General features: G+C 38.3%; 13 protein-coding genes. 1 reads left to right on the top strand and 12 read right to left on the bottom strand.

Features of this window, described 5'->3' with window-relative positions:
• Positions 1-3 precede the first annotated feature (3 nt).
• The 8 genes from JR050_RS17305 to JR050_RS17270 form a co-directional block, all read right to left on the bottom strand.
• The gene (locus tag JR050_RS17305) at positions 4-999 is read right to left on the bottom strand and encodes an alpha-ketoacid dehydrogenase subunit beta (RefSeq protein WP_204204875.1); all 996 of its coding nucleotides are present in this window, start codon (positions 997-999) and stop codon (positions 4-6) included.
• Positions 983-2,065 (bottom strand): pyruvate dehydrogenase (acetyl-transferring) E1 component subunit alpha, encoded by a 1,083-nt coding sequence (gene pdhA, locus JR050_RS17300; protein WP_204204874.1) that lies wholly within the window; start codon positions 2,063-2,065, stop codon positions 983-985. Before pdhA ends, JR050_RS17305 begins: the two co-directional genes overlap by 17 nt.
• 37 nt (positions 2,066-2,102) lie before the next feature.
• Positions 2,103-3,209 (bottom strand): Leu/Phe/Val dehydrogenase, encoded by a 1,107-nt coding sequence (locus JR050_RS17295; RefSeq protein WP_204204873.1) that lies wholly within the window; start codon positions 3,207-3,209, stop codon positions 2,103-2,105.
• A gap of 27 nt (positions 3,210-3,236) precedes the next feature.
• Positions 3,237-3,626 (bottom strand): thioesterase family protein, encoded by a 390-nt coding sequence (locus JR050_RS17290; protein WP_204204872.1) that lies wholly within the window; start codon positions 3,624-3,626, stop codon positions 3,237-3,239.
• An 86-nt stretch (positions 3,627-3,712) separates the two neighbouring features.
• Complete coding sequence (locus tag JR050_RS17285) at positions 3,713-4,507, bottom strand: ABC transporter ATP-binding protein (RefSeq protein ID WP_204204871.1); 795 nt, start codon at positions 4,505-4,507, stop codon at positions 3,713-3,715.
• The gene (locus JR050_RS17280; protein WP_204204870.1) at positions 4,491-5,459 is read right to left on the bottom strand and encodes an ABC transporter permease; all 969 of its coding nucleotides are present in this window, start codon (positions 5,457-5,459) and stop codon (positions 4,491-4,493) included. Before JR050_RS17280 ends, JR050_RS17285 begins: the two co-directional genes overlap by 17 nt.
• A gap of 26 nt (positions 5,460-5,485) precedes the next feature.
• Positions 5,486-6,469 carry an ABC transporter substrate-binding protein gene (locus JR050_RS17275; RefSeq protein WP_204204869.1) on the bottom strand — a complete coding sequence of 328 codons (984 nt, stop codon included), beginning with the start codon at positions 6,467-6,469 and terminating at the stop codon, positions 5,486-5,488.
• 374 nt (positions 6,470-6,843) lie between these two features.
• Positions 6,844-7,809, bottom strand: coding sequence for an NAD(P)H-dependent flavin oxidoreductase (locus JR050_RS17270; RefSeq protein WP_204204868.1), 966 nt, complete (start codon positions 7,807-7,809; stop codon positions 6,844-6,846).
• A gap of 73 nt (positions 7,810-7,882) precedes the next feature.
• Between JR050_RS17270 and JR050_RS17265 the strand changes: the two genes are divergently transcribed.
• A complete protein-coding gene (locus tag JR050_RS17265; protein WP_204204867.1) occupies positions 7,883-8,395 on the top strand; it encodes a gamma carbonic anhydrase family protein in 513 nt (170 codons plus the stop codon).
• Positions 8,396-8,435: 40 nt separating this feature from the next.
• Here the strand turns inward: JR050_RS17265 and paaX are convergent, their stop codons facing one another.
• The 4 genes from paaX to JR050_RS17245 all read right to left on the bottom strand — a co-directional run bounded on the left by paaX (position 8,436) and on the right by JR050_RS17245 (position 12,303).
• Positions 8,436-9,311, bottom strand: coding sequence for a phenylacetic acid degradation operon negative regulatory protein PaaX (gene paaX, locus JR050_RS17260; RefSeq protein ID WP_204204866.1), 876 nt, complete (start codon positions 9,309-9,311; stop codon positions 8,436-8,438).
• Between the two features lie 140 nt (positions 9,312-9,451).
• Positions 9,452-10,225 (bottom strand): enoyl-CoA hydratase-related protein, encoded by a 774-nt coding sequence (locus JR050_RS17255; RefSeq protein ID WP_204204865.1) that lies wholly within the window; start codon positions 10,223-10,225, stop codon positions 9,452-9,454.
• Positions 10,226-10,240: 15 nt separating this feature from the next.
• Positions 10,241-11,443, bottom strand: coding sequence for a thiolase family protein (locus JR050_RS17250; RefSeq protein WP_204204864.1), 1,203 nt, complete (start codon positions 11,441-11,443; stop codon positions 10,241-10,243).
• Positions 11,440-12,303: a 3-hydroxyacyl-CoA dehydrogenase gene (locus JR050_RS17245; RefSeq protein WP_204204863.1), complete on the bottom strand. Its 864-nt coding sequence runs from the start codon at positions 12,301-12,303 to the stop codon at positions 11,440-11,442. The genes JR050_RS17250 and JR050_RS17245 overlap by 4 nt, the downstream gene beginning before the upstream one ends.
• Between the last annotated feature and the right edge of the window lie 3 nt (positions 12,304-12,306).

The raw sequence follows: 12,306 nt of genomic DNA, 5'->3' as shown, positions 1-12,306 counted from the left end.
CCCCTAGAACTTCATTACCTTCTCAATTGCTTCAATCACTCTTTCCGTAGTCGGTAAATAATCATCTTCAAAGCCAAAATAAGGTACAGGTGTATCAAATCCCGATACCTTTTCGGTTGGAGCTTTTTGATAAAGGAACGAATAGTCATTAATGATTTGCAAAATATCATTTCCAACACCACTTGTTGAATGCCCCTCATGCACAATAACCGTTCTTCCTGTTTTTTGGACAGACTCTGTAATGAGGTCTCTATCTAGTGGATATAGTGAACGTAGATCAATTACATCGCAATTAATTCCACGATTCTTCATTTGTTCTGCAGCCTTCATGACAAGGGGAATCATCGCTCCCCAAGCAAAAATGGAAACATCTTCACCCTCCATTACACGCTTTCCCTTTCCTATTTCAATCGTATATTTTCCATCTGGTACTTCCTCTTTAAACGCACGATAGGATCTCATTGGTTCAAGGAATAATACCGGATCTGGATCTTCAATTGCTGCTATTAACAGGCCTTTTGCGTCATAAGGATTCGAAGGACAAACTACCTTCATTCCTGGCATGTGGGTAAATAAAGCTTCAGTGCTATCTGAGTGAATTTCAGGAGCACGAACACCTGCCCCATAAGGAGCACGAATGACCATTGGTACCGTATAATGTCCCATCGTTCTTGACCGTAGTCTTGAGGCATGTGTCATGATTTGCTCATAAGCAGGATAAATAAAACCAAGAAACTGTATTTCTACCACAGGGCGAAAACCACAAACAGCCATACCGATTGCAGCTCCAACAAATCCTGCTTCACTCAAAGGTGTATCCAGAACTCGAACGTCACCAAACTCCTCTTGTAACCCATCCGTAGCTCTAAAAACGCCACCATTTTTACCAATATCCTCACCGAGTAAAACAACATCTTCTCTTTCTTTCAGCATAATACGCATCGCGTCCGTAATAGCTTGAATCATTGTTAACGTTTTTGTTTTAACGGCTGTTTGCATGTTTTTCACCTCTCTTATGGTTGAGTAACGCTTCTTTCTGCTCTAGAATTGACCAAGTTGGAGTTTCGAACACAAAATCAAATATATCTGCAGGATTCGCTTTCGGATATTGCTCCATTTCTTCAATAGCCTCATCTATTTCATTTGACACTTTGGTTTCTAATTCTTTCATCCAACTTTCATTAAACCAGCCTTTGTTTTTCATCAATCTCTCTATTCTTAGAAGAGGGTCTGTTGTTTCTCTTCTATTATTACTTTCTAATTGATCACGGTATTTCGTTGGGTCATCAGCTGTTGTATGTGCTCCGTAACGCCATGTAACAGATTCTATTAATGTTGGTCCTTCACCACTTCTCGCTTTCTCAAGTGATTGAAGTGTCGTAAAATAAACTGAAAACACATCATTCCCATCAATTCGAATGCCTTCAATATCATAGGCAAGTGCCTTTTGGGCGATGGTTTTCGTTTTCATTTGCTTATGAAGTGGTACAGAGATAGCAAAGCCATTATTTTGATTGAAAAAGACAACTGGAGAATTCAGAACACTCCCCATGTTTAATGCTTCATGAAAGTCTCCTTCTGAAGTTGCTCCGTCACCAAAGTAAACGATTGCTGCATTTTTCGTTCCTTTTAATGATTCTGCATAAGCAGCCCCAACAGCATGTGGTAATTGTGTCGCAATCGGAATACCTGGTGGGAATATCTTCTTCCCAGGTGGTGGAACACACCCTTCATTTCGACCATTCCAAAATAATAGAATGTTCACTAATGAATGACCAAACGTCATCGCAGCACCATGATCCCGATACGAAGGAAATAGCCAATCATCTCCATTAAGCGCAATAGCACTCCCTACTTGTGATGCTTCCTGTCCTTCAAATGGAGCATACGTACCAATTCGTCCTTGTCGTTGTAAACTTACACATTTACGATCAAATACACGAATGCGAACCATTTGCTCATAAAACTTATATACTAACTCTCTTGTAATATCATTTTCATAGTTTTTATCTACAATAACTCCTTGCTCATCAACGATAGTTTTAATTGGAAATTGAGTTTCCATTTAAACACCCCTATTCTCTATATCCATCATGTTCGTTTTAATATCTTACATTCCATTTAGGGCGCTTTGAGTGAGAGAAGAAGCTATTACGTTTTGTACGTGCTTTAATTCGCTCCTCACAGAAACGGTTCGCTGCTTCTACAGTTGTAATGCTGTCCATTTCAGCTTGCTTGTATATATCAAATAATGAATTGTAAATAGCCTTTGTTTTTCGTAGGACTCTCTCTTTGTTTGGTTCATATAGTTCATCTGCTACTTGAATTAATCCACCAGCATTTACGATATAGTCTGGAGCATATAGAATTCCTTTATCTTGCAGCATTTGTCCATGACGTAACTCCAGTAATTGATTATTAGCAGAACCAACAACAGCCTTTACATTTAACATTGAAATCGTTTCATCATTAATAATCCCACCAATCGCACAAGGCACAAAAACGTCCGCGTTTGTTTGGTAGATTTCTTGACTACTAACTACCTTAATTAATGTCCCAAGTTGCTTTGACTTTGTCACAAGGTCATCAATCGCATGTTGATGAATATCGGTTACATAAAGGTCTGCCCCTTCTTCCATCAAACGTTCTGCTACTTTAAAGCCAACCTTACCAAGACCTTGTATGGCATAGCTTTTACCATACAAATCTTCAGATCCAAATACCGCTTTATTTGTAGCTTGCAGTCCGTAAATTACTCCTAATGCTGTTGGTGCAGATGAGTCACCACTTCCGCCATAAACTTCTTCAACTCCAACAATACAGTTCGTTTCTTTTAATGCATGAACGAAATCTTCAGGCTCTGTACCCATATCTGTTCCTGTATAAAAACGTCCATTTAATCCTTCAACAAATTGACCGAAAGCGCGGAACAATTCTGGTGACTTATCCTTAAGTGGATCCCCGATAATAACAGCTTTACCACCACCAAAGTCGACATCAGCTGCGGCACACTTGTACGTCATTCCCTTTGATAATCGAAGAACATCTTCGAGTGCGTCATCAACTGTCTTGTAAGGTTGCATACGGCAGCCACCTAATGCAGGTCCTAATGTTGTGTTATGAATGGCTATAATCGCTTTTAACCCACTTTGTTCATCATTACAAAAAACAACTTGTTGGTGTTCATTAATTCTTTGAAACATATCCATTCCAATTCATCCTTTCACTCATTCCATTTATAGAGACTTGATTAGCTCATTTATTTTCATTTTTGGAACAATCACTTGTTTTACCTCTCCAACGCCAACTACTTGATTACGATGCTTGACTTCTGTCCTTGTAATAACAACTGACCCCATATGCTTTGTTACTTCGGCTGTTATGGTTAGAATTGCTCCTTCAGGTGAAGGTGCTACATGTTTTACCGTTACTGCACCACCCATTCCTTCTTCGTGCTCTTCTATAAAGGGAAGAATAATTAAACGTGATACCCATTCCATGTGATATACCATTGATACTGTTGAATACACAGGATGAACGACTTGACCACCAAACTGAGCAAACATATCAGGGGTGACGATTATTTCCATACACTCTTTTGTCCCAACTAGTAATCCTTCTTTCATTTTTGAATCTCCTTTTTGTAATGGCCAAAAAAAGAAGAGTAAATAGACGAATGTATTCTCCCTACTTACTCTTTATTTTTTTTGTACTACGACAATAGTGCACGATCACTCGCCATTGTCGTTCCACGAATTTGCTGGAATTCTTGTAGCAATTGCGGAACCGTTAAGTTTTTCTTATTTGCCTCATCCACTTGTAAAATGATCTGACCTTTATCCATCATGATTAAACGATTTCCAAGATCAATTGCTTGCTGCATGTTATGCGTTACCATCATTGTCGTTAGTCCATACTTTTCAACAATTTCTTTTGTAAGATTTGTGATTAACTCTGCTCTTGATGGATCTAACGCAGCTGTATGTTCATCTAACAATAGAATCGATGGCTCTGTAAATGTAGCCATTAGAAGTGAAAGTGCTTGTCGTTCCCCTCCAGAAAGAAGACCGACTTTTGCGCTAAGACGATTTTCCAACCCTAAGTGCAAGCTCTCCAATACTTCCTTAAAGTAATCTCTACGTTTTTTCGTCACACCAAGCTTGAGTGTTCTTTTTTTATTACGTGAATAGGCCATCGCTAAATTTTCTTCAATCGTCATACTCGGTGCCGTTCCTGCCATCGGGTCTTGGAACACACGGCCGATATACCTAGCTCGTTTATTTTCAGATAAAACTGTCACGGTCTTGTCATCGATAACAACGTTACCTGTATCTGGAATTAATACTCCCGAAACTATGTTCATCAATGTCGATTTCCCTGCACCGTTACTTCCAATAATTGTAACGAAGTCACCTTTATTGAGTTTGAGATTAATGCGATCTAACGCTATTTTTTCATCAGGGGTACCCTCGTTAAATATCTTGTTAATATTATTTAGCTGGAGCATTATGTTCCCCCTCTCCATTCATAACAGCTGGCATAGCTTCTAACTCTCTTATTTTTTGTTTCTTCCTCTTCTTATCACGCATCGAGTCAATGATCTTTGGCATAACTAATGCTAAAATGACGATCGTTGCAGTAATGAGTTTCATATCTCCTGTTTCAAGGAACTCTACTCGAAGAGCCATAGAAATGACAATTCGGTAAATAATTGCCCCACCTATTACGGCAAAAGTCGTGCGAACTATTGTTTTTGTCCCGAATATTGCCTCTCCAATAATGACAGAAGCAAGACCAATAATAATCATTCCGATACCCATTCCAACGTCTGCAAATCCACCAAGTTGAGCTATAAGTGAACCAGAGAAGGCAACGAGGGCATTCGATAATCCAAGCCCTAAAATAACAAGTGTGTTGGTATTTGCGGCAAAACTTCGAATCATACGTTGGTTGTCTCCTGTCGCTCTTACCGCTAAACCAATTTCCGTCTTTAAGAAACGGTCAACTAGAAACTTTATAAGAAAAGTAACAATTGTCATGAAGATTAATATCCCCCATGAACTTGGAATTCCGATTTCCGCAAAAAACTCTTCAACACTAGTAAATAGGGTGTCAGTGTTTAGTAGAGAGACGTTTGATCTACCCATTATCCGCAAATTGATGGAATAAAGGGCTATCATCATGAGGATACCAGATAATAAGGCATTTATTTTTCCAATCGTATGTAAAATACCAGTGATACAGCCTGCTATAAAGCCAACAAAGATAGCAGCAACTGATGCAAGAGCGGGATTTACTCCCGCTACTAGTAATGTTGCTGCAACAGCTGCCCCCGTAACAAAGCTGCCATCCACTGTTAAGTCCGGAAAATCTAGCACTCTAAAAGATAAGTAAACGCCTAAAGCCATGATGGCATAGATAATTCCTGACTCAAATGATCCGAATATGGCAGTGAACAAAGGAAACCATCCTCTCTATTTCTGTTTTATTCTCCCTCGTAGATCTCACCAAGATCCTTCCAGCTATCCTTTACTTCAACACCTTGCTCTTTGGCAGCAATTTTGTTGATTACAAGAGCAAAGCTCTTCGGAACGGCTACAGGGATTTCAGAAGGCTTTTTGTTACCTTTCAGAATTTCCACTGCCATTAATCCTGTTTCATAACCAAGATCAAAATAACTAAAACCACTAGCAGCCAATGAACCTTTCTTCATTGAATCTAGTTCACCAGCGAATAGAGGGATATCTTTACTATTTGCTACAGAGATAACAGTATCCAGTGCTGAAACAACCGTATTGTCAGTAGGGACATATATTGCATCCACACGTCCAATTAACGATTCTGCAGCTTGCTTTACCTCAGCAGAAGTTGATACTGATACTTCCACAATCTCTGCACCGTTTGATTCTGCAATCTTCTTAATTTCATTTACTTGAACCTGAGAATTTTGTTCACCAGAGTTATAGATAACTCCTAATTTCTTTGAACCTACTTCTTTTATAGCGAATTCTAATGTTTTGGAAAGAGCTTCTGGGTGGGTGTCTGTTGTACCGGTGATGTTTGAACCTGGCTTATCAAAAGATTTAACCAATTCAGCTCCAACTGGATCCGTAACTGAGGTGAATACAATCGGAATGTCTTTAGTAGCATTTAATGCGCTTTGAGCACTTGGTGTAGAGTTAGCAAAAATTAAATCAACTTTATCACCAACAAAGTTTTGAGCAATTGTTTGACTATTACTCATTTCTCCTTGAGCGATTTGAACGTCAAATTTAACATTCTCACCTTCTATGTATCCATTATCTGCTAACGCCTTTTTAAAACCATCAAACGCAGCGTCTAATGAAACGTGCTCAACTATTTGAGTAACACCAATTACAACTTCCTTGTCCGAAGATGAACTACTACTACATCCACCTAGGACTAATTGAAAAATCAAAAAAAGTGCTGATACGTAACGTTTTCCCATACAGATCCCCCTTGTTCTTTTATTAGCCAGTAATCTAACTTACTAGCATAAGTAAACTATGCTTGTGTTCTACACTCGCAAAGTGTTACTACTACCTTATGAGAAATACTAGCTTTTTAGAAACAAGCTAAAGCTAATACTTACTACTAAATTGAACAATTATCTGCAAACGCTTTCAATTAATATAATGTTATTTTTACATAACGTTATTACAACGTTATATTATCACTGTAGCAATTAAATTGTCAATAATTTTCAAAAAATTTAGTGAAATAACATTTTTACTATTTCTTTGTCTTTATATTCACTGGCTAACCTAGTTTCATAACCGACATTTCCTATATTAGTATATTTTCCCAACAAAAAAACTCCGATTATTCGGAGTCTTCATATGTATTGAGTTTCACAAATACTTGTTGAAGTTGTTTTTTTGCTTCATTCACCATTTTTTTCAATAGTTCTTCTACTGTTGGAACATCATCGATGAGTCCAGCAATTTGCCCTCCATTTATAAACCCATCGGTCAACTTTCCTTCAATTGCACCTACTTTATGATAGTGTTCAGACGTCTTCTCTTGAAAAAGCTCAGCTGTGCCCTTCTTCTCTAATTCTAATAAACTTTGTGCATACGGTGTATCAATTAACCTACGGATTTTCCCAAACGTTCTGCCAACGATCACTGTGTTACCATCCTGTGCTTTAATAATGGCTTCCTTGTAATTAGGATGGAAAGGTGCTTCCTTCGTCGCAATAAAACGTGTCCCCATCTGAACGCCACTTGCTCCAAGTGCTAGCATTGCAGCTAACCCTTTTCCGTCTCCAATCCCTCCAGCAGCCACAACTGGGATGTTCACTTCTTTCACGATTTGTGGAATTAACGTTAACGTTGTGGTCTCAAGTGCTGAATTGATACCAGCTGCTTCATAGCCTTCTGCTACGACTACGTCTACACCTAACTTCTCAACCTTTATCGCTTGTTTTACAGAAGCAACGACACTGATTATTTTAATGCCATTATCTTTGAATAACGATATAAATGGAGCGGGATTCCCTGCAGATAATGAAACAATTGGCACCTTATACTGTATAACTAAATTGATCATTTCCTTCACATATGGATTTACTGATAATGGAATGTTTACACAAAAAGAATTAGATGTTTTTTCCTTCGTTTCAATAATCATTATTTCAATTTCTTGAGGAGTAAGTGTACCTACTCCAATTGTCCCTAGCCCTCCAGCATTAGAAATTGAAGAGGCAAGTGTAGCGTTACTTATGTTACCCATACCACCTTGGATGATTGGATATTTAATATTTAATATTTCTTCAAGAGTACTCATAAAATTTCCCTCCCCGTATTAATAATGTTATACTAGTTGAAAAATTATGACAATATGTAAGGAGGAGAAAAAAATGCTATATACATTTTTAGATAAAGTGCCAAAAGTTGAAGAAAGTGTATTTGTCGCACCAGGAGCGAAGATTATTGGAGATGTTGTCATTGGAAAAGAGTCTTCTATATGGTTTAACGCTGTTTTGCGTGGTGATGAAGACCAAATAACAATTGGAGAAAGGACAAGTATCCAAGATAATGTAACTTGTCATTTATATGAAGGTTCACCACTTGTCATTGAGGATGAAGTAACAGTTGGCCATAATGCAATACTACACGGTTGTCATATTAAGAAAAGATCAATTATCGGAATGGGTTCAACAATTCTAGACGGTGCTGAGATTGGTGAAGAGTGCATAGTCGGTGCAAATACATTAGTGCCTCCCGGCAAGAAAATCCCTCCACGTTCTCTAGTAGTTGGTTCTCCGTGCAAGGTAGTTCGTGAGCTATCAGAGAAAGACTTTGCGTTAATTCAACTTTCCATTGATACATATGTTGAAAAAGGAAAACTGTATAAAAATTCTATTGAATAAGTAAACTCCCCCACCTTCTGGTAAGGTCGGGGATTATTATTTAGTCGATCATTAAAGGATGATTCAGCACATCGTATTTTTTATTCTTATGCAAAATTTCATTACCTTCACTAAAAACTTCTTCAAAAAAGGTAGAAGCTGGTTCTGCCAATTCTTTATAATACTCACTAAAAAGTGATGCAGCATGACTACCGAGCCACTTAGGCGGTAATAGTTCCTCAGGTAACCCTGGATCCACGAATAGAAACTTTCTATACTCATGTACAAGCTTGGTACGCTCAACAAAGCATTCAGCTGGTGTCATTTCACCTTTGTGTATTTTATTTTTATCAATAATATACTTTTGACTATATTCAGAAATAAATTCCTTATATTTTTCGTTAATATCGTGTAGATCCCATGATTTTTCGACTAAACGTTGACTTTCATGAGGGCCTTTGTAATCTGCCTCGAAGAAATCAACATACTCTGCAATATCATATTTGTTAATTAGATCATTCACTTGTTTTCCTAGGTTATTGGGTGATACCCAGCAGCTATTTGAGAATGTTCCAAATCCGCTCCATACAAGCTCTTTACGAAGTTCATCGCGAATATTTCGAATTTCTTCTGGAATGGTATACATTAATATTCTCCACTTTCCATCCCATTCCTCTGGCTTTAGTTTAAAAATACGATCTGCTGCTTCTTCCATACGAGTAGAGCCTCTGTCTGATAAAAAATAATAGCTTTTATTTCCTTGCTTCTCAGATTCAACCCACCCTTGTTTCAGCATTCTTGAGATTGCCGCACGCACTGCTTGGTCATTATGTCCAAACTCATTTAAAAGACGAATTAGACTTCCAATCCATATTTTATTTCCATAATGACGGATATAGTCTCCGTATAAAGTAAAAATCATTGATCTTGTGTTCATTATGCTGTCATCCTTCGCTACTTTCAATATAACGCTTTATTCTCGTAAGGTGTATGTATCATCATACACAATTAACAAACCTTACGATATCACACAATTCAGATTTTAACAAGTTAAAGTACTACAGAAAAATGATAGCTTTATTCTCCTAAAAAGATTGGTGCTCGTTTTTCATTAAACGCTTGTAATGCGATGGTTCTATCTTTTGTTGGAATTGTCATTTCATAAGCCCTAGATTCAATTATTAGTCCAGTTTGCAAATCTGTATTTATTCCAAGATTAATAGCAGCTTTGGCCTGCTGGACAGCTATCGGGGCATTAGACATCATTTCCTCTGCTAATTGTAAGCATTTATCTAGAAGTTGTTCTTTACTAACAACATAACTCAGAATACCGTCTTTTAACGCTTGTTCGGCTGTGATTTTTCTAGCGGTAAAGATTAGTTCCTTTGCTTTTGTCTCTCCAATTAGACGAGGTAGACGTTGTGTTCCACCTGCCCCAGGGATGATGCCCCAGCTTACTTCTGTAAGGCCCATTTTCGCATTACTCACCGCAATTCTAAAGTCACATGCAATCATCAACTCAAAGCCACCACCAAACGCATACCCGTTAACGGCTGCTATTGTCGGCTGTGGGAGACTCGCAACTGCATCAAATACTTCTCGTATCTTTTTCACGTTTCTTTTGACTTCTGCTGTTGAAAGGTGTTGTCTCTCCTTTAAATCTGCACCTGCACTAAATGCCTTTTCACCAGCACCTGTAAATATCACAACTCGAATATCTTGGTTTGTAGATATATTTTCAACAAGTAACCCAAACTCTTGCAGAGTATCATAATTAAAGCAATTTAATGCTTCAGGACGATTCAACGTTACGATTGCTATATGACCCATTCTTTCTAATTTTACATTCATTTGACCACTCCTCTCTTACTCTATATTTTCAATAATGGTCGCAATACCTTGCCCTACCCCAATACACATTGTCGCTAATCCATATTGAACATTTCTTCGCTTCATTTCATATATGAGTGTGGTTAAAATTCTAGCACCACTCGCCCCTAAAGGATGACCGAAAGCAATAGCACCACCATTGACATTCACAATATCCGGATTCACTTCCAAATCTTTCATACATGCTAAGGACTGCGCAGCAAATGCTTCATTTAATTCTACTAATCCAATATCATTTATTGATAAAGAAGCCCTTTCTAACGCCTTTTTCGACGCATAAATTGGACCTAATCCCATTACTCTCGGTTCTAAACCAGCAGTAGCTGAAACAACATATTTAACTAGAGGTTTTAAGTTTAGCTGTTGAGCTTTTTCTGCACTCATTAGTAAAAGCGCAGAAGCCCCGTCATTCACACCTGAAGCGTTACCTGCTGTAACAGTACCGTTTTCAAAAAGTGGTTTTAACGATGATAACTTCTCTAATGTTGTTGACGGACGTGGATGTTCATCTTGTGAAATCACTGCCCCGTTCCCTTTCCGATCGCGAATGACAACCGGAACCATTTCATCATTGAACTTCCCTTCATTCATGGCCGTAGCAGCTTTTTGTTGACTAGCAAAAGCAAATGCATCTTGTTCTTCTCTTGTAATTCCATACTCTTTTGCCACATTTTCAGCTGTTTCAGGCATACTATCTGTTCCAAATTGCTCTTTTAATTTGGAATTCACAAATCGCCAGCCGATTGTTGTATCATACATTTCCATATTTCCACGAGGAAAATCTGAATCAGGCTTTGCCATTACAAACGGAGCACGAGTCATACTTTCCGTACCACCCGCTATAAAAATATCGCCTTCACCAGCGAGAATTGCCCTTGCAGCATAATTAATGGCATCAAGACCTGAACCACATAAACGATTCAACGTTGTTCCAGCCACTTCAACAGGTAATCCAGCAAGAAGCGTTGACATTCTTGCAACATTACGATTATCTTCTCCAGCACCGTTTGCATTACCTAAAACCACTTCTTCAATGTGAGAAGCAGGCACATTCGGATTACGTTTCAACAATGATTTAATAACAATTGCTCCTAAATCATCAGGACGAATAGATTTTAAGCACCCTTTGTATTTACCAATTGGAGTTCTTACGGCATCGACAATGACTACCTCTCTCATGATTCTTTTCCTCCTGTATAATCGTATACACCTTTGCCAGATTTTCGTCCTAACCGTCCTGCCTTCACATATTGTTCTAACAATGGCGCTGGGCGATATTTCTCTCCTAACTTTTCATGAAGGTAACGAAGGTTATTTAATCTTGTATCAAGCCCTACAAGATCTCCTAACTCAAATGGTCCCATCGGATAATTCAGTCCTAGTTTAATCGCTTTATCGATTTCCTCTGGTGATCCGAGCCCCTCCTGCAACATATAAAATGCCTCATTCCCAACGAGTGCACTAATTCGGCTCGTCACGAAACCAGGGAATTCATTAATCGTTACCGTTTCCTTTCCCATCTTCTTCGCCACTTCATTTACAATAGTAGCCGTTTCATCACTAGTCTCTAAACCTTTTACAATTTCTATAAGCGGCATTTTATGTACAGGATTAAAGAAATGCATCGCAATGACACGTTCTGGTCTACTAGTAAAGGAAGCAATTTCAGTTGGACTCATTGTCGAAGTATTTGTAGCAAAATAACAAGATGCCTTCGCGTTTTGGTCAATTAACTCAAACACACTTTCCTTAATTTCTATTTTTTCTGGCACTGCTTCTATAATAAGGTCTGCTAGTTTGCTAACCTCAGCTAGATTTGTTGTATAGAATAGCTGCTCTAGTGCCTTACCTTTCGCTTCCTCAGAAAGTTTACCTCTTTGGACTCCTTTATTGAAAATAGACTCGATTTCTATTTTTGCATTTTCTAATTGTTCATCCTTCACATCTACTAACGTAGTTTCATAGCCACCCACTGCCGATACATACGCAATTCCTCTTCCCATGATACCTGAACCGATTACAACAATGTGCTTAATCACGGT

The organism is Bacillus suaedaesalsae (genome assembly GCF_016890225.1).
Lineage (GTDB): Bacteria > Bacillota > Bacilli > Bacillales > SA4 > Bacillus_BS > Bacillus_BS suaedaesalsae.
This window is presented reverse-complemented; position numbering and strand designations above follow the sequence as displayed.